A 20,065-nucleotide genomic window follows, 5' to 3' on the forward strand; every position below is an offset into this window, starting at 1 on the left:
GGAAAATTGGCCATACTCTCTTACCCATACGCCGCAGTGCAGCGGGGCTGATTAGACAGGCCTTAGCACGGCATTGATATTTTGGCGGTCCGTCACGAGGGCGGATCACCGAGATCAGGTCACTCGAAAGGAGTTCCAGACGTGAGCACGCCCGATATGAAGACCGGCAAATCCAAAGTGAGAACTGCGATCTTCCCCGTTGCCGGACTCGGGACCCGTTTCCTGCCCGCGACCAAGGCAACACCGAAAGAGCTGCTGCCCGTTCTCGACAAGCCGCTGCTGCAGTTCGCCATCGACGAGGCGCGCGCCGCCGGGATCGAGCGGATGATCTTCGTCTCGCACCCCAGCAAGAGCGCCATCGAACGCTACGTCCATCAGGACAAAGACCTTTGCGACACGCTGCGCGAGCGCGGCAAGCACAAGATCGCCGACTCTCTGCATGAGGCGGCGATCAACCCCGATGAAGAGCAGGTGTTCTTTGTCATGCAGCCCGAGCCGCTTGGCCTTGGTCACGCGGTGCTCTGCGCTGCCGAACATGCGCTGCCGGGGCCGGTGGCGGTGATCCTGCCCGACGATCTGATCGTCGGCGAGAAGGGCTGCCTGTCCGAGATGATCGAAGCCTATGAGACCTCGGATCCGGGCCACATGGTTGCGACCATGGAAGTGAAGCGCGACGAGGTTTCGGCCTATGGCGTTCTGGTGCCCGAGGGCGAGGCCGAGGGCCAGATGCTGCGCGCGTCGGGCATGGTCGAGAAGCCCGAGGCGGACAAGGCGCCGTCGCTGCAGGCGGTGGTTGGCCGCTACGTGCTGGACGGGTCGATCTTTGCCGATCTCGACGGCCTGCCCGCCGGTCTGGGCGGCGAGATTCAGCTGACCGATGCCATCGCGCTTGGCGCGGAGAAGGTGGGCCTGTGTGGTTTCCGTTTCTCGGGTGACCGTTTCGACTGCGGCTCCAAGGCCGGGATGCTGCGTGCAACGCTGGCCTATGCCGGAACGCAGAAGGAATTCCACCCGGTGCTGCAGGAACTGCAGCCGCTGCCCATCGCGGCCGAGTGATCTTTTCGGACGCAGGTCCGCAAATTCAAAACGCGGCGCTTTCGGGCGCCGCGTTTTTCTTATGTCGCGATGGGGTTGCCGAACTGGCTCAATCGTCGTTGGAGACGATCAGGCGCAGGTAGGGCGGACGTTTGCCGCTGCTGTCCTGCGCGGGTTTGAACGGAGCGGGCGTGAAGGGCGAGCCATCTTCGGCAAGCGCGCGCACCGGCGCGACGGGCGGCTTGGGAAGGCTGACGGGCTTTTTGATGCTGTGCTCTTCGCGCTTGGCCAAAGCCTCGCCCGGCGCATGCATGCTGATGCTTTCGATACGGAAGCGCCGGGGCGTGCGGCCGACGCGGCCATGGGTCACCAGTGCGCCGATCATCCGGCTGAGATCGCCCATATCCGAGCGCAGCGGCAGAAGCACCATGTCCCCGGTCAGGCGGCTTTTGCCGAAGCCTTCCTCGGCCACAAGGTGCATCCGCACTTCCACGCCGTCGGCAAAGAGTTTGGCAATGGCCGCGCCCAGTTGGTCGCGATCCTCGGGGGCGATCAGGGCCGAGAGCGGCATGCCCGAGGTCTCCATTCCCATAAGCTCGTTGAGATGGGTGCCCGCCACGCGCAACTTTGCCAGCATCGGGGCAATGCGCTCTCCGAGGAAAGCATATTCCAAGGCGCTTTCGATGCCGCGGGGGTCGATCTGGCTGCGCAGCGGGATCTGCCCGTCGGCGCCGACGAGCCCCTGCCAATAGGCCTCGATCAGCCGCAGCGGCGCGAGGCGCCGTTCCTTCTCGTGCTCTGTCATAGACACCACACCCTCGCCGTTACCACCCAACCCGAACATCTGCACTCGCTCCAATGCTACCACTTTTCGCCAGATGCGCTCCCCCGAATGCAGCCGACGTTGATTGGAGATTAAGTTACCTCAAATGCGTCCGGTTTTCGCCCCAATTGTGACCGAAGGGTTAACAGTGCCCTTTAGGGTGCGGCTGGACAGGCCACGCATGGGCTTGTAGGCCATTGAAAGCGGGCGTCGAATTTTGCCCGGACGCGAATTTGAAAGGGTCTGAAATGCGGCAATCCATGACCGGCTTTGCATCACGCCAAGGGGAAACCGCGGGGCTCCGCTGGAGCTGGGAGTTGCGCGGGGTGAATGGCAAGGGGCTGGAGCTGCGCCTTCGGCTGCCCGACTGGATCGAGGGGCTCGAGCCGCAGGTGCGCGCCGCGGCGCAAAAGGCGCTGGCGCGGGGCAACGTGCAGATCTCGCTCAAGACGCAGGGCAACGGTGAGGAAGCGGCGGCCGAGCTTGATGAGGCGGTGCTGACGCGGATCCTGACGGCGATGGCGCGGATCGAGGGGGCTGCGGCCGGGCAGGGGCTGGTGCTTTCGCCATCCTCCGCGGCGCAGATTGTCGCCCTGCGCGGCGTGCTGAGCACCTCTGGCGCGCCCGCCGATATCACCCAGTTGCGCGGCGAGATGCTGGCGGCCTTTGGCGAGGCGCTGGAGGAGTTCACCCAGATGCGCCGCACCGAAGGCGCGGCCTTGGCCGGGATCCTGACCGGGCAGCTTGATGAGATCGAGAATTTGGTGGCGCAGGCCGCCGCGGCGGTCGAGGCGCGTCGGGGCGAGCAGGACGAGCGTCTGCGCGCCCAGTTGCAGCGCGTGATGGAGGGGGTGAGCGGTGTCGACGAGGCGCGTGTCGCGCAGGAACTGGCGGTGATCGCGGTGAAATCCGACGTCACCGAAGAGCTTGACCGCCTGACCGCCCATGTGGCCGCGGCGCGCGATCTTCTGGCGGCAGAGGGCGCGGTGGGGCGGCGCCTCGACTTTCTGATGCAGGAATTCAACCGCGAGGCGAACACGCTCTGTTCGAAATCCGGCTCCGCCGCCTTGACGCAGGTCGGCCTGACCCTCAAGACGGTCATCGACCAGATGCGCGAGCAAGTGCAGAACGTGGAGTAATATGACTATGAGCGGACGGCGCGGCCTCCTGATCATCCTTTCCTCGCCCTCGGGCGCGGGCAAATCGACCTTGGCCAAGCGTCTGCGGGCGTGGGACCCGTCGATCATCTTTTCGGTCTCGGCGACCACACGGGCGCCGCGGCCCGGCGAGGTGGACGGCGAGGACTACCACTTCATGCCCGAGATCGACTTCAAAAAGGCCGTGTCGAGCGGCAATATGCTCGAACACGCGCATGTCTTCGGCAATTTCTATGGCTCGCCCAAGGGCCCGGTGCGCGACGCGATCATCGACGGGCAGGACGTGCTGTTCGACATCGACTGGCAGGGCGCGCAGCAGATCACCAACTCCGAGCTTGGCCTGCACACGCTGTCGATCTTCCTGCTGCCGCCGTCGATCGGCGAGCTCAAGCGGCGGCTCGAGGCGCGCGGTCAGGACGGCGCCGATGTCATCGACAAGCGGATGCAGAAAAGCTGGGACGAGATCTCGCATTGGGGCTCGTATGACTTCGTTCTGGTGAACGAGGATCTCGACGAGACCGAGGCGCAGCTCAAGAGCATCATCACCGCCACGCGGCTGCGCCGCACCCAGCAGCCCGGTCTGCTGAACCATGTGCGCGCGCTGCAGGCAGAGTTTGAGGAGGGCGACGTATGACAGTTTACGCATTGGACGGGGTGGTCCCGGAGCTTCACGAAAGCGCCTGGGTCGCGCCCGATGCGAACCTCATCGGCAAAATTGTCATGGAAGAGGGCAGCTCGGTCTGGTTCGGCTGCACGCTGCGCGGCGACAATGAGGAAATCCGCGTGGGCGCAGGCTCGAACGTGCAGGAGAACGTGGTGTGCCACACCGACATGGGTTTCCCGCTGACCATCGGCGCGGGCTGCACCATCGGCCATAAGGCGATGCTGCACGGCTGCACGATCGGCGAGAACTCTCTGATCGGCATGGGGGCGACGATCCTCAACGGCGCGAAGATCGGGCGCAACTGCCTGATCGGTGCCGGGGCGCTGATCCCGGAAGGCAAGGAAATCCCCGATGGCAGCCTTGTGATGGGCATGCCCGGCAAGGTGGTCCGGCAGCTTGACGAGGCGGCGATCGAAGGGTTGCGGAAGTCGGCGCTGAACTATCAAGAAAATGCCCGACGCTTCAGCGCCGGGCTAATCCCTGTCTGATCCGGCGAAAGCTCGGTCAGGCGTTGGCGAGTGCGTATTCGACCTTGCTGCTAACTTCGTCCTGAAGACGACGGGTCAGCAGCGGCGTCGGGATGCCGCGAAGCGCCGGTTTGCGGTTCGGTGCGCGCTGGCTTTCCTGCAGGAAGCCAAGGATTTGCTCGGCATGATCACGGTTGCGCGCCACAAGCTTGTGGCCCTTTACCGTCCATTGCCAATAGGCGTCCTCCGGCCAAGAGATCGTCTTCGCCTCGAAGGTCTTGCAGGCCTTGCACCACACCATGCCCCGCTCGTTCAGCCGATACCCTTCGCCGGTCTCACCCGGTTGCAGGAACTTCGGCTTCTTGCAGTCCGGCTGTTGCCACTTGAACTGCTCGGGGAAAAGTTCTTCTACGACAACGCGGCCCCAGACATGCGAATGCTCTGGGACGTCAGGTAGCCGTACGACACAGGTAAACCGGAAAGGCTCGAAGAACTGGGCAGCCTTGCCGCAATCACTACAGCGTACATCGAGAGGATCATTCTGCATCTTCGTCGACGCTCCTGTAAGTTGTAGATGCCCCCACCTACGTCTTTAGGATGTGTTAAGAATTGGGCTGAAATCAACCTTAATTATTGCAAACTTCCCGTTACACGAGTGTAAAGCGGACGACAGTAAACAATTCAGGCGGGTGCTCAGGATTGTTGAAGATGCTTTTGAATTTTCGGTGATTTTGTTCATATTTGCGTGTGAATGCGGGGCGATTGTTCCATCTAGGTTCTGCGCGGATTCTTGCCTAGATTCTCTGTCTTGTCCTGACGGGGGCACTGTGCAAAGGCTGTGGCCGAATTAAGGAGGCCCCATGGACACCCGCAAGACCCTCATTCGCCCGGTTCCCGTACCCGCATCGGTCTCTTCGGCCGTGGTCACGCCCATCATGCCGGCGGTGGTTTACGCCTCCGACAGCCCGGATTCGCTCGACGATCAGTACAATGGCGTCACCTCCGGCTACACCTATGCGCGCGAAGGTCATCCCAACGCCGACATGCTGGCGCAGCGCATCGACGCGCTTGAGGGGATGGAGGGCGGCATCGTCACCGGATCCGGCATGTCCGCTGTGTCCGCCGTTCTGCTTGGGCTTCTGAGCGCGGGCGATCACGTTCTGGGGGCCGATCAGCTGTACGGTCGCTCGCTGCGCATGATGGCCGAAGATCTGCCGCGCTTGGGCATCGCCACCTCGTTGGCCGATCCGACCGACATCACCGCCTTTGCCGCCGAGCTGCGGCCCGAGACCAAGCTGGTGCTGATCGAACTGGTGTCGAACCCGACGCTGCGGATCGCCGACCTCGACGGGATCGCCGCGCTCTGCAAGGAAAAGGGCGTGCTGCTGGCGGTGGACAACACTTTCACCACCCCCGCCGCGATCAAGCCGGTGGAGCACGGGGCCGATATCGTCATTCATTCGGTGACCAAACTGCTCGCGGGCCATGCGGATGTGACGCTGGGCTGGGTGGCCGCCAAAGATCCAGAGGTGAACCAGCGCCTGCGCGTCTTCGCCGTGACCGCGGGCCTCACCGCAAGCCCGTTTGATTGCTGGCTGGCCGAGCGCGGGCTGATGACCTTCCCGCTGCGGTTCCGCCAGACGCAGGAGACGGCGCAGCGGCTGTCCGATTTCCTGACCGGCAAGCCGGGCGTGCGCCGCGTGCTCTATCCGGGCCGCGCCGACCACCCCGACGCCGGGCGCGCGCAATCGGTGCTGCGGGGCAATCCGGGCAATATGCTCAGCTTCGAACTGGATGGCGGGCGGGCCGCGGCCAACGCTTTCACCGAGGCAGCGCAGGGCATCGCCTTTGCCCCGACGCTCGGCGATGTGGGCACCACGCTGTCGCATCCCGCGTCCTCGTCGCACCGCGCGCTGACCCCCGAGGGGCGCGCCGTGCTGGGGATCTCCGAGGGCTTCTTCCGAGTCTCGGTGGGGCTTGAGGGTCCCGAGGCGCTGCTCGAGGTCTTCGAGAGTGGCCTCAAAGCCGCGCGAGAGGCGCTCTGATGAAGGCCGAGGCGCGCGATCTGATCGACGCCATGCCGCTCCCGGCGGTGCTGATCCGCTGGGACGAGAGGATCGACGCCGCCAACGCCGAAGCGACCGCCTTGCTGGGCGAGGGGCTCGCGGGTCGGCATTTCATCACCGTGCTGCGCCAGCCGGTGCTGCTGGACGCGATCGAGGGCACGTTTCGTGACGGCACACCGCGCAAGACCCGCTACCTGTCGACCGATGGACGGCAGGACACCGCCTTTGATGTGGCCTGCCGCGCGGTGGCGCTCGAGAAAGGGCCGGGCGTGCTGCTCACCTTCGCCGATGTCACCCATCTGGAGCAGGCCGGGCAGATGCGGCGCGATTTTGTCGCCAACGTCAGCCATGAGCTGCGCACGCCGCTGACCGCTTTGCTGGGCTTCATAGAGACCCTGCGCGGCCCCGCGCGCGAAGATGCGGCGGCGCGCGAGCGCTTTCTCGGGATCATGGAGACCGAGGCCGAACGCATGGAACGGCTCGTGGGCGATCTGCTCTCGCTCAGCCGTCTGGAGGCGGAAGAGCGCGTGCGCCCGACCGAGCCGCTCGATCTGCCGGAGCTTATGAGCTCGGTGCTGAACGGGCTGGCGCCGCTGGCCCAAGAGGCAGGTGTCAGCTTGGTCCGCGATCTGCCCGAGGGGTCACTGGAGGTGGTTGGCGATTCCGATCAGCTGCGGCAGGTCATGGTCAATCTCGTTGAAAACGCGGTGAAATATTCCGGTCGCGGCGCGCAGGTGACGGTGCGCCTGTCGCCGCCCACCTATCAGCCGCGGCTGCGGGCTGAGGGGGTCGAGATCGAGGTGACCGACACTGGGCCGGGCTTTGATCCGCTGCATATCCCGCGCCTGACCGAGCGGTTCTACCGTGTCGACAATCACCGCTCGCGCGAGATGGGCGGCACCGGGCTGGGCCTCGCCATCGTCAAGCACATCGTGAACCGGCACCGCGGACGGCTGCGGATCGAGAGCACCCCGGGCAAGGGCAGCACCTTCCGGGTGATTCTGCCGCTGCGTGCCAGCGCGCCGCGGGTCGAGGACGCCTGATTCCCGTTCCGCGACTGCACGGTGGATTTTTATGATGAGGGCCCGTCGCATTGCGGCGGGTCCTTTTTTGCGCGCGCTGCGGGTGTCGCAGGGTGTCACATAGGGCGCTCTATGGTTGAATCTGGCAAGAATAATAACCCTTAAGTCGAGTCCAGCCCAAAAATGGCCACGGAAATTTAATCGAAATTTTGCCGGTCGAAATTTTAAATAAATACGTAAAAACATATACATAATGTCCTGTGGGCCGCTTCGCGCCGACGTGGGCGACAGGCTGTCATAAAAGCGTTACACAGGTGTCACAAAAGCATAGCGAAGGATGCCTAGGCACCGCTTCAAGTTCCCCGACCGGGGGACGGGTTCTGACCAAACAGGAGCATTCATATGCAATCCGTCAAACTCGCCGTTTCGGCACTCGCGCTCGCCGCTGCTTCGGCCACCGCTGCTGCCGCACGTGACAACGTGCAAATTGCTGGCTCGTCGACCGTGCTGCCCTACGCCTCGATCGTCGCCGAAGCCTTTGGCGAGAACTTCGACTTCCCGACCCCCGTCGTGGAATCGGGCGGCTCCTCGGCTGGCCTGAAGCGCTTCTGCGAAGGCGTTGGCGAGAACACCATCGACATCGCGAACGCCTCGCGCGCCATCCGCGAAAAAGAGATCAAAGCCTGTGCCGACGCTGGCGTGACCGACATCATCCAGGTCCGCATCGGCTATGACGGCATCGTCTTCGCGTCGCAAAAAGACGGCCCCGCCTTCACCGCGTTCGAGCCGGCCGACTGGTACAACGCTCTGGCACCGAAAGTCGTCGTCGACGGCGAGCTGGTCGACAACCCCTACACCAAATGGTCGGAATTCAACGCCGATCTGCCGGACGTCGAGATCGCTGCCTTCATCCCGGGCACCAAGCACGGCACCCGCGAAGTCTTTGAAGAGAAGGTTCTGGCGGCTGGCTGCGAGACCACCGGCGCTCTGGAAGCCATGGTCGCTTCGGGCATGTCGGAAGACGACGCTGAAGACGCCTGCATCGCGGTCCGCACCGACGGCAAGTCGGTCGACATCGACGGCGACTACACCGAGACCCTGGCCCGTATCGACAGCAACGCAAACGGCGTTGGCGTCTTCGGCCTCGCGTTCTACGAGAACAACACCGACAAGCTCAAAGTCGCGACCATGTCCGGCATCGAGCCGTCGACCGAGACCATCGCGTCGGGCGAATACCCGGTGTCGCGTCCGCTGTTCTTCTACATCAAGAAAGCCCACATCGGCGTGATCCCCGGCCTGAAAGAATTCGCAGAGTTCTTCGTTGCTGACGAGATCGCTGGCCCCGATGGCCCGCTTGCCAACTACGGCCTCGTGTCCGACCCCGAGCTGAGCGCGACTCAGTCGATGGTCGCCGACGAGGAAACCATGTAAGCGGACGTCAGTCTGTTGGGCGGAGGGCAGCTTCGCGCTGCCCTCCGTTTTGCTTTTTGGTGATCTCGCACCGGAATAACTTGGGGGCCCAATGCCTGTTCTCTGGCTGATCCTGATCGTTCTCGCGCTGGCCGTCGCGGGATATTTCGCCGGGCGCGCACGCGCCATTTCCAGCGCCGGCGACGACCGACGCGGCCTTCATTCGCTGCCGAATTATTATGGCTGGAACGTCGCGATCAAAGCGATGGCACCGGCCTTCCTCGTTCTGATCATCTGGCTGGTCGCCCAGCCTTTCGTGGTCAACAGCAAGGCCACCGACCTGCTTGACGCTGCCGCCATCCCCGAAGGGTCCACGCTGGGTCTGGTGATGTCGGATGTGCGCCGCGTGGCTGACGGGCTCGACCTCGCCGTCGAGCAGGGGCTGCTGACCGCTGGCGAGGCCTCGGACCTGAGCACGTCGGGCACCGACGTTCGCGGCATCCTCGGCAGCGCCGGTGTTGCCGTGGGCTCTGACATCACGCCCGAGGTGCTGGACGCCGCGCAAAGCTACCGCACAAGCAACGCCACCGGCAATCTGCTGCGCGCCATCGTGGTGCTTGGCCTCGCGCTGGCTGGCGGCGCATGGGCGCTGGCGCAGACCAACAAGGATTTCCGCGCGCGCAACTCGGTCGAATATGCGATCCGCGCGATCCTGATCGGCGCTGCCTCGATCGCGATCCTGACCACCATCGGCATCGTGCTGTCGCTGGTCTTCAACACCGTCGAGTTCTTCCGCATCTACCCGGCGTCGGAATTCTTCGGCTCCTTCACATGGTCGCCCAGCTTCGGCGGTGGCTCGCAGCTTGGCATCTGGCCGCTGCTCTGGGGCACGCTCTATATCTCGCTGATCGCGCTGATCGTCGCGGTGCCGATCGGGCTCTTTGCGGCGGTCTACCTGTCGGAATACGCCGGGCCGAAGTTCCGCGCCGTCGCCAAACCCGCGCTGGAACTCTTGGCCGGTATCCCGACCATCGTTTACGGTCTCTTCGCGCTGCTGACGGTCGGCCCGCTGCTGCTGTCGGTCTTTGGCCGCGACGGGCTGAACTGGATGCAGGCGGGCACCGCCGTGATGACCGCGGGCCTCGTGATGGGCATCATGCTGATCCCCTTCGTCAGTTCGCTGTCGGATGACATCATCAACGCCGTGCCGCAATCGCTGCGCGACGGGTCTTACGGGCTTGGCGCGACCCAGTCCGAGACCATCAAGCAGGTGATCCTGCCCGCCGCGCTGCCCGGCATCGTCGGCGCGATCCTTCTGGCCGCCTCGCGCGCCATCGGCGAGACGATGATCGTGGTGATGGGGGCAGGGGCCGCGGCCAGGCTGTCGCTCAACCCGTTCGACGCGATGACCACCGTCACCGCCAAGATCGTCAGCCAGCTGACCGGCGACGCGGATTTCGCCTCGCCCGAAGCGCTGGTGGCCTTCGCCCTCGGCATGACGCTCTTCGTCATGACCTTGGCGCTCAACGTCTTCGCGCTCTACATCGTGCGCAAATACCGGGAGCAGTACGACTGATGTCCGACGCAACCTATTCCGGCGACGCGCCCAAGTCCCACGGGCTGCTGACCGTCGATCCCCGCACCAAGAAACGCAACGCCTCCGAGAAACGCTTTCGTACCTATGGCCTCGCCGCTATTGGCGCCGGTGTGTTCTTTCTCGCGGTGCTGCTGATCGCCATCGTCAGCAACGGCATCGGCGCGTTCCAGCAGACCTTCATCGAGGTGCCGGTCTATCTCGAAGAAGCCAAGCTCGACAAAAACGGCAACCGCGATCCGGCGGAAATGCAAAAGGTCTCGACCTTTGGCTACAACCCGCTGATCCAGAACTCGCTGTGGAAAGTCGTCGTCGACAGCGGCGCCGACACTCCCTTCGAGGAAGCCAAGGACGTCAAGGAGATGATCTCTGCCTCGGCTGCGGCCAAGGTGCGCGACTGGGTGCTGGCGCACCCCGAGCGGATCGGCGAAACCGTCGATTTCCAGATCCTCGCCTCGAGCCGCGTCGATGGCTACCTCAAGGGCCGCGTCAGCCGCGAGAGCATCGCGCAGGACAAGAACATCGACGCCGAGCATCTCGATCTGGTCGACGCGCTGCGCGCGCAGGGCGTGGTCCACAAGAGCTTCAACTGGGAGTTCATCACCGGTGCCGACGCCTCCGAAAGCCGCGCTGAACAGGCCGGTCTGGGCGTGTCGATGCTGGGCTCGCTCTTCATGATGATCACCGTGCTGCTGCTGGCGCTGCCGATTGGCGTCGCGGCCTCGATCTACCTCGAAGAGTTTGCCCGGCAGAACAAGTTCACCGACTTCATCGAGGTGAACATCTCCAACCTTGCCGCCGTGCCCTCGATCGTCTTCGGGATCCTCGGCCTCGCTGCCTTCATCCAGTTCGCGCATCTGCCGCAGTCGGCACCGCTTGTGGGCGGCCTGACGCTGACGCTGATGACGCTGCCGACCATCGTGATCTCGACCCGTGCCGCGCTCAAGGCGGTGCCGCCGTCGATCCGCGATGCGGCGCTGGGGGTGGGTGCCTCGAAAATGCAGGCGACCTTCCATCACGTGCTGCCGCTGGCCATGCCCGGCATCCTGACCGGCACGATCATCGGCCTTGCCCAAGCACTCGGCGAAACCGCGCCGCTGCTGCTGATCGGCATGGTCGGCTATATCGCCACCAACTATCCCGAGGGGGTCTTTTCGGGCTTCCTGTCGCCGAACTCGGCCATGCCCGCCCAGATCTACGAATGGGCCAAGCGCGCCGACCCTGCCTACTACGAGCGTGCCTGGGGCGGGATCATCATCCTGCTGGTGTTCCTGCTGGCCATGAACCTGCTCGCCATCGTGCTGCGCCGCAAGTTCGAGCGCCGCTGGTAAGCTATAAGGATATTGAACATGTACGACTCGCCATTGAGGAAGACCGAAGTGGATACCAACGCTAGCAAGATTTCCGCCCGTGACGTGCAGGTCTATTATGGGGACACGCACGCCATCAAGGACGTCAACGTCGAGATCCTCGACAAGACCGTGACCGCTTTCATCGGTCCGTCGGGCTGCGGCAAATCCACCTTCCTGCGCACCCTGAACCGGATGAACGACACGATCGACATCTGCCGCGTCGAAGGGCTCATCGAGCTCGACGGCGAGGACATCTACGACAAGCGTGTCGACCCGGTGCAGCTGCGCGCCAAAGTGGGCATGGTGTTCCAAAAGCCGAACCCGTTCCCCAAGTCGATCTACGACAACGTCGCTTACGGGCCGAAAATCCACGGGCTGGCCAAGAACAAGGCCGAGCTTGACGAGATCGTCGAGAAGGCGCTGCGCCGCGGCGCCATCTGGAACGAGGTGAAGGACCGTCTCGACGCGCCGGGCACCGGCCTTTCGGGCGGCCAGCAGCAGCGTCTGTGCATCGCCCGCGCCGTGGCCACAGAGCCTGAGGTGCTGCTGATGGACGAGCCCTGCTCGGCGCTCGACCCGATCGCCACCGGTCAGGTCGAGGAACTGATCGACGAGCTGCGCGAGAACTACTCGGTGGTGATCGTGACCCACTCCATGCAGCAAGCTGCGCGGGTGAGCCAGAAGACCGCCTTCTTCCACCTCGGCAACCTCGTGGAATACGGCGACACCTCGCAGATCTTCACCAACCCCGTGGATCCCCGCACGGAATCCTACATCACCGGACGGATCGGATAAGTCATGAGTGACGAGCTGAAGAAACACATCGCCTCGGCCTTCGACCGCGACCTCGAAGGCATTCAGGCGCAGATCCTCAAGATGGGCGGCCTTGTCGAGGCGGCGATCCATGATGCCGCGCTCTCGCTCGAGAGCCGCGACGAGGAACTGGCACAGAAGGTCGTCGCCGGTGACAAGGCGATCGACGAGCTTGAAGAGCTGCTCAACGAGGAAGCCGCGCGGGTGATCGCGCTGCGCGCCCCCACCGCCCGCGACCTGCGCGTGGTGCTTTCGGTGATGCGCATGTCGGCCAACCTCGAGCGGATCGGCGATCTGTCGAAGAACATGGCCAAGCGCACCTCGGTGCTCTCGCAACTGGCGCAGATCGAAGGCTCGGCCACCGCGCTGCGCCGCATGTCGCGCGAGGTCGAGCATATGCTGAAGGATGGTCTCGACGCCTACATCCGCCGCGATGAGGCGCTGGCCCGTGACGTGATCGAGCGCGACCGCGATGTGGACCAGATGTACAACACGCTGTTCCGCGAGTTCCTGACCTTCATGCTCGAGGATCCGCGCAACATCACCTCCTGCATGCATCTGCATTTCATCGCCAAGAACGTCGAGCGTATGGGCGACCATGTGACCGCCATCGCAGAGCAGGTGATTTTCCTCGCCACCGGCCAGATGCCGCATGAGGGCCGGGTGAAAGAAGACCGCACCTCCTCCGACCCGGCGCTCAGCGCCAATGCGGGCAAGGAGTGAGGCATGGCCGCTGATCAACCCACGGTTCTGGTGGTCGAGGATGAGGCCGCGCAGCGCGAGGTGCTGCGCTACAACCTCGAGGCCGAGGGCTTCCGCGTCGCTGCCGCTGGCAATGGCGAAGAGGCGCTGGTGCTGCTCGACGAAGAGAACCCGGATGTGGTGGTGCTCGACTGGATGCTGCCCAATCTCTCGGGGATCGAGGTCTGCCGTCAGATCAAGACCCGCACCGAGACCCGCAGCCTGCCGGTGATCATGCTCTCGGCGCGCTCCGAAGAGGTCGACCGCATTCGCGGCCTCGACACCGGCGCCGACGATTATGTGGTCAAACCCTACAGCCTGCGCGAGCTGATGGCGCGAGTGAAGGCGCAGCTGCGCCGCGCGCGCCCCTCGGCGGCGGGGCTGCGGCTGGAGTTCGAGGACATCGTGCTCGACGCCGAGACCCACCGGGTGATGCGCGGCGGGCAGGAACTGAAACTCGGGCCGACCGAGTTCCGCCTGCTCTCCACCTTCATGGAAAAGCCCGGCCGCGTCTGGTCGCGCGAGCAGCTGCTCGACCGGGTCTGGGGTCGCGACATCTATGTGGACACGCGCACCGTCGACGTCCACATCGGCCGTCTGCGCAAGGCGCTCGGCGCCCATGGCGGCGAGGATCTGTTGCGCACCGTGCGCGGCGCGGGCTACGCGCTCGGCTGAGCGCGCACCTCACACCCCACAGCGAAAGGGCGGCCCCAGGGCCGCCCTTTTTTGGTCCGCGCTTCTTCTCTTTTAAAATACGCCGGGGGAGTCCGCGTCAGCGGACGGGGGCAGCGCCCCCATCGCGGCGGGCGTCAGCCCGCCGCGCCCGCGGTATCCACATCCACCACGACAGAAAAGCCGGGCCGCAGCGCCTGCGCATCCTGTCCGTCGTCGATCGAGATCCGCACCGGCAGCCGCTGCGCGATCTTGGTGAAATTGCCCGTGGCGTTGGAGCCTGACAGCAGGCTGAATTCCGAGGCGGCGGCGGGCGAGAAGCCCTGCACATGGCCCGCAAAGGCGCGCCCGCCAAGCGCGTCCACGGTAAAGCGCACGGGCTGTCCCGCCTGCAGCCCGTGCAGCGCGGTTTCCTTGAAGTTGGCGATCACCCACAGATCGGTGCCCACATGGCTCACCAGCGTGGTGCCCGCCGTCGCATATTGGCCCACATGCGCCGAGACCTGACCGAGGCGGCCATCCGCCGGGGCGCGGATCTCGGTGTGGTCGAGGTCGATCTGCGCCAGTTCCACCGCCGCTTTGGCGCTTTCCACATCCGCGTTGCGCGCGGCGATCTGCAGCTTTGCGCTCGCGGTGGCCTCGCGCTGGACCTGAAGCTGCGCTTCGGCCTGCCGCACAGAGGCCTGCGCCTGCCGCAGCGCAAGATCGGTCTGATCGGCGCTGGATTGGGACGTCACGCCGCGCTCGCGCAGCTTGTCCATCCGCTCGGCATCGGTCTGCGCGGTCTCCAGCGTCGATTGCGCCGAGGCGAGCGCGGCCTCTGCCGAATGCTCGCTGGCCACCGCCGAGCTGACGCTCTGTTTCGCCACATCGACGGCGGCCTTGGCAGAGGCCAGCGTTGCCTGCGCCTGCGAGAGTTTCTGGCGATAGCTCGACGGGTCAATGCGCGCGATCAAATCGCCTTGCTTGACGGTCTGGAAGTCGCTCACGTCGACCTCGGACAGATAGCCCGAGAGCTGCGGCGCGATCTGCGTGACCTTGCCGCGCAGATAGGCGTTCTCGGTCGAGGGATGGGCGGCGGCGAAGGGCGGCAGGTGCCATGCAAACAGCAGCAGCAGCACACCGGCGATGCCGATCGCCGAGGCGATAAGGGTCGGGAGGGAGAGGAATTTCTTCATTGTTCTTGCTCGGATGGGTCAGGAGGGTTGCGGCTCTGGCTGGGTGTTTTGCTCAGCGTCTTGCTCAGCGTCGGGTCGGGCGAGGCGCGCGGCCAGCCAGTCGCGGAAGATGTGCAGCACCAGCGCCACGAGGGCTGCCAGAGCCACGAGAAAGATCATGAAATAGCCGTCGTTATAGGCCATCACATAGGCTTGGCTCGAGGCGGTGCTGGCCAGTTGCGACACCGCCTGAGCTTTCAGTTGCGCACTGTCGGCGATCTGCGGCGCAAGCTGCTGCATGCTGGCGGCGATGCTCTGCGCGGTCATCGGATCGGCGCTGGTGAGTTCCTCGCGCAGCACCTGCAGATGGAAGGCCTGCCGCTCATTGATCAGCGAGCGGAAGATGCCCGAGCCGAGGATGCCGCCAACGCTCTGGGTGACCAGAAAGACGATGACGAAAGAAAGCAGATACATCGGCCCCTTGCTCAGCGCCGCGATCAGCCCCTTCATCATCGCGGGCGCCATGAAGAGCATTGACGCGAAGGCGATCAGCGTCTGGCTCACATACATCTGCTCGGGCCGGGTCTGCAGCGTCGAGGCGCTGTCCATCCACGCGCCAAACGCGATGAGCGCCAAAGCGACGAAGTGATAGGCGGGCTCGCGTCCGGGCTTCATCCACCCCACGCAGGCCAGCGCACCCATGGCGGTGCCCGCAAGGATCATGGTGAACAGCCCGGTCATCTGCGCACTGCCCAGCCCCAGGGCCTGAAACAGCGCCGGCGCGCCGGTGCTCTGCTCTGACAGCAGCAGGCGGAACAGGAACAGCGTGAAGGCAAGGTGCAGCATCGCCGGGGTCAGCAGCCAGCGGATGTCGATCAGCGGCGCGTCGCGGTGCAATTCGAGGATCACCGCAAGCGTCAGGCACAGCACAGAGGCCGCCAGCAGCCAGCCGAGCCAGGGCAGGGCGGTCCACCAGTGGATTGGCCCCATGACAAAGCCGGTGACCAGCCCGCCCAGCCCGATCGCGATCAGCCCGAAGCTCAGGAAGTCGGCGCGCTGGATCACCTTGCTGCGCGGCATCGGTGCGATCGGCAGCAGGTAGACCAGCATCAGGCAGACCATCGACAGGCCCAGCGTGGTGAGATGGATGCCCGCCAGCCCGCCATCGCCGATCAGCCACGGCGAGACCACGCGCGCCAGCGTCGGCCCGGAGGTCAGCAGCATCAGCGCGATCGGCAACCCAAGGCGCAGCTTCCACTGTTGCGCCAGCGGCTCGAGGATATAGAGAAAGGCCAGCGTCGAGAGCGGCGCGGCGGCGATGCCCGAGAGGAACTCGATCACCACCGCAGAGCGCAGATCGGTGATCCACAGCGAGATGAAGGCCACCACCACATAGACCGCGATACCGATCTCGGCGAAGCGCCGCAGCCCGTATTGGGTGCGCAGCTTGATCAGCATGATGGTCAGCGAGGCGCGGGGGATCATATAGGCGGCCATGAGCCAGCTGGCCTGCGCCGTGGTGATCCCGAGATCGCCGGCGATCTGCGGCAGGTTGGTCGAGATGAACCCCTGTCCCAGCCCCTGCGTCACACCGATGGTGAGCGAGGCGGCGATATAGGGCAGCGCACGGCGCAGGGGCATGCCCGGCGCGGGCGGCGGCGGTGCGGCCGGTTGTGATGCGGCCGGTTGTGATGCGGCCGGTGTCGGCGTGTCGGACGGGGGCTCCTCCGCGCGCTCCGGCTTCTGGTTTTCTGTGGTTTGGTCGGTCATTCGGAAGTCAGCTTGGTTGCGTTGAGCGCGATGCGTTCCAGCACATCGCAGGCGAGGTCCTGATCTTCGGGGGAAATCCCGTCGAGAAGATCGGCGCGCACGCGCTCGAGAAAACAGGTGATGCGGCTCGATCTGGCCTTGTCGGTCAGATGCAGCGCGCGTTTGCGGGCGTCCCCGTCGAGCGCGCGGCGCTCGATGAAGCCCTGCGCCTCCAGCGCGTCGATCTGGCGCTTGAGCGCCGGGGCCTCGATGCGCAGCACGCAGGCCAGTTCCGCCTGTGTCGCGCCTTCGTGCCGTGCCAGTTCCGACACCACCCGCGCCCGAGAGAAGGTCAGCCCGAGGTCCTGCGCGCTGGCATCATAGTGGGTGCGGATCTCGCGCGTGGCGGCGAGAAGGGCTTCGAGTACGCGTGTAGACTGGGGGGCGTCGGAGGTGTCGGAGGTATCGGACATGAGGTTGGGCCGGGTTGCTGCGGTTGCTTAACAGGATTGGTACTTAACAGGGTAAGTAGTTTCCGCAAGCTGGGCTCACGCAGGCGTGACCCTGCGGCAGGCTTGGGGTGATGGGCTGCAAGAAATGGGGCTCTGCCCCGTCCGCTTGCGCGGACTCCCCGGGATATTTGTTTCTAGACGAAGGGCGCGGGGCGTGGTTCTTCGTCTAGATCAAAATATCCCCGCCGGAGGCAGGCCGGAAAGCGCCGCCAGAAGACTCGGCCAGAAACCACGACCGGGCACCGTGCTGAGAGGAATTTGCGGCTCCAGGGGTTGCGCGCTCACGGGAACGGGAGTATAGGCGCGCCCACGAGAACGCCACAGGCGGGGTCGGGCCTTTGGGGGAGACATCCCCAAGCGTCCACCGGTTGTCCCAAAAGGATGAGCCCCCGCTGAGGATTTATGAAACCGGAAAGGATATACGGACATGGCTCTCCCCGAGTTCACCATGCGCCAGCTGCTTGAAGCAGGCGTGCACTTCGGCCACCAGACGCAGCGTTGGAACCCCCGCATGGGCGAGTTCATCTACGGCGCGCGCAACGGCATCCACATCATGGACCTGACGCAGACCGTCCCGATGCTGGACGCTGCGCTGAACGCGATCCGCGAAACCGTCGCCAAAGGCGGCTCGGTGCTCTTCGTTGGCACCAAGCGTCAGGCAGCTGGCCCGATCGCCGAAGCCGCAGAGAAATGCGCACAGTTCTACATGAACCACCGCTGGCTGGGCGGCACGCTCACCAACTGGCAGACCGTTTCGCAGTCGATCCAGCGTCTGAAGACCATCGACGAGCGCATGGAAACCGGCGCTGAAGGCCTCACCAAGAAAGAGCGCCTCGGCATGGAGCGTGACCAGGCGAAGCTTCAGGCATCGCTCGGCGGCATCCGCGAAATGGGCGGCCTGCCCGACATGCTCTTCGTCATCGACGTGAAAAAAGAAGCGCTGGCCGTGGCCGAAGCCAACAAGCTGGGCATCCCGGTTGTCGCCATCGTCGACACCAACTGCTCGCCCGAAGGCGTGGACTACATCATCCCCGGCAACGATGACGCGGCACGCGCCATCTCGCTCTACTGCGACCTCGTTTCGCGCGCGGCCCTGGACGGCATGACCGGCCAGATGGAAGCGGCAGGCGTTGACCTCGGCGCTCTGGAAGACGCACCGGCAGAAGAGCTGCTCGCCGACGCGAACGCAGGCAAGTAAGCCATCCGCGCCTGCCGCGCCCCATGCGGGGCGGGCGCACCACGCTCTCGCGCGCCCCATGGGTCAGTTCCCTGGGCCTGTCGCGAAAGCGTCACGAATTCATGACAGGAGCGGGTGGCCCGGGGCAGGGCCGCCCCACCGAATTTGAGATGAGGAGAGCCGAGATGGCGATCACTGCTGCACAGGTTAAAGAACTGCGCGAGATGACCGGCGCAGGCATGATGGATGCCAAAAAAGCGCTGACCGAGACCGATGGCGACATGGAAGCCGCGGTTGACTGGCTGCGCACCAAGGGCCTCGCGAAAGCTGCGAAGAAGTCCGGCCGCACCGCGGCAGAGGGCCTCGTGGCCGTTGAGGTCGAAGGTGGCGTGGGCGTTGCCGTCGAGGTGAACGCCGAGACCGACTTCGTTGCCAAGAACGCCGAATTCCAGGGCATGGTCCGCGACATCGCCGGCGCCGCTCTGAAAGTCGACAGCGTGGAAGCGCTGGCCGACGCGGAAGTCGACGGCAAGAAGGTCTCCGAGCTGGTCACCGACAAGATTGCCAAAATCGGCGAGAACATGACCCTTCGCCGGATGGCCAAGATCGAAGGCGAAATCGTCGCCACCTACGTGCACAACGCAGCAGCGCCCGGCCTCGGCCAGATCGGCGTGCTGGTTGCCATGACCGGCGGCAGCGAAGAGTTCGGCAAGCAGGTCGCGATGCACATCGCAGCTGCCAACCCGGCCTCGCTGAACGAAGCTGAGCTCGATCCGGCGGTTGTCGAAAAAGAGCGTCAGGTTCAGATCGACATCGCCAAGGAATCCGGCAAGCCGGACGCCGTCATCGAGAAGATGATCGTTGGCCGCATGAAGAAGTTCCTCGCCGAAGTGACCCTGCTGGGTCAGCAGTTCGTGGTGAACCCCGACGTGACCGTCGAGCAGGCCGCGAAAGAAGCTGGTGCCGAGATCACCGGTTTCATCCGCCTGCAGGTCGGCGAAGGCATCGAGAAAGTCGAAGAAGACTTCGCGGCAGAAGTGGCCAAGGCCGCTCAGGGCTAAGCCCATTGCTGGGCCATCTTAGCCCCGCTGCCGAAAGAGATCGAGAGGCGTCCCGTCCGGGGCGCCTCTTTTGCTTTGGTTCATTGTGCCGTGCAGCGGGGCGCGCCGGGCCGGGGGTTGGTCTATGCCAGAGGTCCATGCAGGCATGGGGGAGCCGGGGCAGGGGCAATAGGCAGGGGCAGGAGGGGCAATGGGCCAGAACGTACGGCCCTCTGCGCGTGCTTTGTACGACGGCAAGTTTGACGGCCTAAAGAGCGCCCCTAAACAAGAACGGAGCCGCTCCTTGGAGCGACTCCGCAACCTGTGTTTCTCGGCACCCCAATACATTTGGGGATGAGGCCGGAGTGCCAAGACAGGCGTGCCAAGCCGAGCCCAAGCGGAAATTGCGAGGGACCGATCTGGCTCCGGTATAAACCGGGAGGCTGGCAGAGCCCCGAAATTGCGGGGAGTGACAGTCTCGGGTTCCTATGGCCAAAGCCACCACTCACGGAACATGAGTGAGTGTGCAACGGACTGACGCTAAGTAAAAGAGGGGTGATGGGGCCCAGGGCGTTTTAGAGCATATTCTGGGGCTTTTCCGATCTTAGTTTCCG

At 64.5% G+C, this 20,065-nt stretch carries 19 protein-coding genes; 14 read left to right on the forward strand and 5 right to left on the reverse strand.

Annotation, left to right across the window (positions count from 1 at the left end):
* Window positions 1-141 precede the first annotated feature (141 nt).
* Window positions 142-1,056 (forward strand): UTP--glucose-1-phosphate uridylyltransferase, encoded by a 915-nt coding sequence (locus tag G0A00_RS07975; protein WP_368667676.1) that lies wholly within the window; start codon window positions 142-144, stop codon window positions 1,054-1,056.
* An 88-nt stretch (window positions 1,057-1,144) separates the two neighbouring features.
* Here G0A00_RS07975 and G0A00_RS07980 read toward each other — a convergent pair whose 3' ends face one another.
* Window positions 1,145-1,840, reverse strand: coding sequence for a PAS domain-containing protein (locus G0A00_RS07980; protein ID WP_235952932.1), 696 nt, complete (start codon window positions 1,838-1,840; stop codon window positions 1,145-1,147).
* A gap of 266 nt (window positions 1,841-2,106) precedes the next feature.
* Here G0A00_RS07980 and G0A00_RS07985 point away from each other — a divergent pair, with 266 nt between their 5' ends.
* Genes G0A00_RS07985 through G0A00_RS07995 form a run of 3 tightly spaced genes read left to right on the forward strand, consistent with a single transcriptional unit; the run spans window position 2,107 to window position 4,167 of the window.
* Entirely contained in the window at window positions 2,107-2,997 is an 891-nt protein-coding gene (locus G0A00_RS07985; protein ID WP_164179555.1) for a YicC/YloC family endoribonuclease, read from the forward strand.
* 7 nt (window positions 2,998-3,004) lie between these two features.
* A complete protein-coding gene (gene gmk, locus G0A00_RS07990; RefSeq protein WP_164179557.1) occupies window positions 3,005-3,649 on the forward strand; it encodes a guanylate kinase in 645 nt (214 codons plus the stop codon).
* Window positions 3,646-4,167 (forward strand): gamma carbonic anhydrase family protein, encoded by a 522-nt coding sequence (locus tag G0A00_RS07995; protein ID WP_164179559.1) that lies wholly within the window; start codon window positions 3,646-3,648, stop codon window positions 4,165-4,167. Before gmk ends, G0A00_RS07995 begins: the two co-directional genes overlap by 4 nt.
* Window positions 4,168-4,183: 16 nt before the next feature.
* Here G0A00_RS07995 and G0A00_RS08000 read toward each other — a convergent pair whose 3' ends face one another.
* On the reverse strand, window positions 4,184-4,693 hold the full coding sequence (locus tag G0A00_RS08000) for a hypothetical protein (protein ID WP_193789499.1): 510 nt from the start codon (window positions 4,691-4,693) through the stop codon (window positions 4,184-4,186).
* Between the two features lie 313 nt (window positions 4,694-5,006).
* Between G0A00_RS08000 and G0A00_RS08005 the strand changes: the two genes are divergently transcribed.
* The 8 genes from G0A00_RS08005 to phoB all read left to right on the forward strand — a co-directional run bounded on the left by G0A00_RS08005 (window position 5,007) and on the right by phoB (window position 13,819).
* Window positions 5,007-6,191, forward strand: a complete 1,185-nt coding sequence (locus G0A00_RS08005; protein WP_164179562.1) for a PLP-dependent aspartate aminotransferase family protein — start codon at window positions 5,007-5,009, stop codon at window positions 6,189-6,191.
* Entirely contained in the window at window positions 6,191-7,255 is a 1,065-nt protein-coding gene (locus G0A00_RS08010) for an ATP-binding protein (RefSeq protein WP_164179564.1), read from the forward strand. The genes G0A00_RS08005 and G0A00_RS08010 overlap by 1 nt, the downstream gene beginning before the upstream one ends.
* 381 nt (window positions 7,256-7,636) lie before the next feature.
* Window positions 7,637-8,665, forward strand: a complete 1,029-nt coding sequence (locus G0A00_RS08015; protein WP_164179566.1) for a substrate-binding domain-containing protein — start codon at window positions 7,637-7,639, stop codon at window positions 8,663-8,665.
* 91 nt (window positions 8,666-8,756) lie between these two features.
* Complete coding sequence (gene pstC / locus G0A00_RS08020) at window positions 8,757-10,220, forward strand: phosphate ABC transporter permease subunit PstC (RefSeq protein WP_164179568.1); 1,464 nt, start codon at window positions 8,757-8,759, stop codon at window positions 10,218-10,220.
* A complete protein-coding gene (pstA, locus tag G0A00_RS08025; RefSeq protein ID WP_164179570.1) occupies window positions 10,220-11,569 on the forward strand; it encodes a phosphate ABC transporter permease PstA in 1,350 nt (449 codons plus the stop codon). Before pstC ends, pstA begins: the two co-directional genes overlap by 1 nt.
* A gap of 18 nt (window positions 11,570-11,587) precedes the next feature.
* Complete coding sequence (gene pstB / locus G0A00_RS08030; RefSeq protein ID WP_164179572.1) at window positions 11,588-12,385, forward strand: phosphate ABC transporter ATP-binding protein PstB; 798 nt, start codon at window positions 11,588-11,590, stop codon at window positions 12,383-12,385.
* Window positions 12,386-12,388: 3 nt separating this feature from the next.
* Window positions 12,389-13,126 carry a phosphate signaling complex protein PhoU gene (phoU, locus tag G0A00_RS08035; RefSeq protein ID WP_164179574.1) on the forward strand — a complete coding sequence of 246 codons (738 nt, stop codon included), beginning with the start codon at window positions 12,389-12,391 and terminating at the stop codon, window positions 13,124-13,126.
* A gap of 3 nt (window positions 13,127-13,129) precedes the next feature.
* Window positions 13,130-13,819 carry a phosphate regulon transcriptional regulator PhoB gene (phoB, locus tag G0A00_RS08040; protein WP_164179576.1) on the forward strand — a complete coding sequence of 230 codons (690 nt, stop codon included), beginning with the start codon at window positions 13,130-13,132 and terminating at the stop codon, window positions 13,817-13,819.
* 134 nt (window positions 13,820-13,953) lie between these two features.
* Here phoB and G0A00_RS08045 read toward each other — a convergent pair whose 3' ends face one another.
* The 3 genes from G0A00_RS08045 to G0A00_RS08055 all read right to left on the reverse strand — a co-directional run bounded on the left by G0A00_RS08045 (window position 13,954) and on the right by G0A00_RS08055 (window position 17,195).
* Complete coding sequence (locus G0A00_RS08045) at window positions 13,954-14,994, reverse strand: HlyD family secretion protein (RefSeq protein ID WP_164179578.1); 1,041 nt, start codon at window positions 14,992-14,994, stop codon at window positions 13,954-13,956.
* 18 nt (window positions 14,995-15,012) lie between these two features.
* On the reverse strand, window positions 15,013-16,614 hold the full coding sequence (locus tag G0A00_RS08050; RefSeq protein WP_164179580.1) for an MFS transporter: 1,602 nt from the start codon (window positions 16,612-16,614) through the stop codon (window positions 15,013-15,015).
* 125 nt (window positions 16,615-16,739) lie between these two features.
* Entirely contained in the window at window positions 16,740-17,195 is a 456-nt protein-coding gene (locus tag G0A00_RS08055; RefSeq protein WP_164179582.1) for a MarR family winged helix-turn-helix transcriptional regulator, read from the reverse strand.
* A 466-nt stretch (window positions 17,196-17,661) separates the two neighbouring features.
* Between G0A00_RS08055 and rpsB the strand changes: the two genes are divergently transcribed.
* Both rpsB and tsf read left to right on the forward strand, forming a co-directional pair.
* Complete coding sequence (rpsB, locus tag G0A00_RS08060; RefSeq protein ID WP_066099950.1) at window positions 17,662-18,432, forward strand: 30S ribosomal protein S2; 771 nt, start codon at window positions 17,662-17,664, stop codon at window positions 18,430-18,432.
* Between the two features lie 164 nt (window positions 18,433-18,596).
* Window positions 18,597-19,472, forward strand: coding sequence for a translation elongation factor Ts (gene tsf / locus G0A00_RS08065; RefSeq protein WP_164179584.1), 876 nt, complete (start codon window positions 18,597-18,599; stop codon window positions 19,470-19,472).
* The last annotated feature ends 593 nt before the right edge of the window (window positions 19,473-20,065 follow it).

The sequence above is a fragment of the Salipiger sp. PrR002 genome (genome assembly GCF_010500775.1).
Classification (GTDB): domain Bacteria; phylum Pseudomonadota; class Alphaproteobacteria; order Rhodobacterales; family Rhodobacteraceae; genus Salipiger.

What these genes read in the sequence shown, in the direction of transcription:
- rpsB (WP_066099950.1), top strand. Translation starts at nt 17,662, where the DNA reads ATGGCTCTCCCCGAGTTCACCATGCGCCAGCTGCTTGAAGCAGGCGTG.
- G0A00_RS08005 (WP_164179562.1), top strand. Translation starts at nt 5,007, where the DNA reads ATGGACACCCGCAAGACCCTCATTCGCCCGGTTCCCGTACCCGCATCG.
- G0A00_RS08015 (WP_164179566.1), top strand. Translation starts at nt 7,637, where the DNA reads ATGCAATCCGTCAAACTCGCCGTTTCGGCACTCGCGCTCGCCGCTGCT.
- phoU (WP_164179574.1), top strand. Translation starts at nt 12,389, where the DNA reads ATGAGTGACGAGCTGAAGAAACACATCGCCTCGGCCTTCGACCGCGAC.
- G0A00_RS08010 (WP_164179564.1), top strand. Translation starts at nt 6,191, where the DNA reads ATGAAGGCCGAGGCGCGCGATCTGATCGACGCCATGCCGCTCCCGGCG.
- pstC (WP_164179568.1), top strand. Translation starts at nt 8,757, where the DNA reads ATGCCTGTTCTCTGGCTGATCCTGATCGTTCTCGCGCTGGCCGTCGCG.
- G0A00_RS07980 (WP_235952932.1), bottom strand. Translation starts at nt 1,840, where the DNA reads ATGACAGAGCACGAGAAGGAACGGCGCCTCGCGCCGCTGCGGCTGATC.
- tsf (WP_164179584.1), top strand. Translation starts at nt 18,597, where the DNA reads ATGGCGATCACTGCTGCACAGGTTAAAGAACTGCGCGAGATGACCGGC.
- G0A00_RS08045 (WP_164179578.1), bottom strand. Translation starts at nt 14,994, where the DNA reads ATGAAGAAATTCCTCTCCCTCCCGACCCTTATCGCCTCGGCGATCGGC.
- gmk (WP_164179557.1), top strand. Translation starts at nt 3,005, where the DNA reads ATGAGCGGACGGCGCGGCCTCCTGATCATCCTTTCCTCGCCCTCGGGC.
- G0A00_RS08050 (WP_164179580.1), bottom strand. Translation starts at nt 16,614, where the DNA reads ATGCCCCTGCGCCGTGCGCTGCCCTATATCGCCGCCTCGCTCACCATC.
- G0A00_RS08000 (WP_193789499.1), bottom strand. Translation starts at nt 4,693, where the DNA reads ATGCAGAATGATCCTCTCGATGTACGCTGTAGTGATTGCGGCAAGGCT.
- G0A00_RS07985 (WP_164179555.1), top strand. Translation starts at nt 2,107, where the DNA reads ATGCGGCAATCCATGACCGGCTTTGCATCACGCCAAGGGGAAACCGCG.
- G0A00_RS07995 (WP_164179559.1), top strand. Translation starts at nt 3,646, where the DNA reads ATGACAGTTTACGCATTGGACGGGGTGGTCCCGGAGCTTCACGAAAGC.
- G0A00_RS08055 (WP_164179582.1), bottom strand. Translation starts at nt 17,195, where the DNA reads ATGTCCGATACCTCCGACACCTCCGACGCCCCCCAGTCTACACGCGTA.
- pstA (WP_164179570.1), top strand. Translation starts at nt 10,220, where the DNA reads ATGTCCGACGCAACCTATTCCGGCGACGCGCCCAAGTCCCACGGGCTG.
- pstB (WP_164179572.1), top strand. Translation starts at nt 11,588, where the DNA reads ATGTACGACTCGCCATTGAGGAAGACCGAAGTGGATACCAACGCTAGC.
- phoB (WP_164179576.1), top strand. Translation starts at nt 13,130, where the DNA reads ATGGCCGCTGATCAACCCACGGTTCTGGTGGTCGAGGATGAGGCCGCG.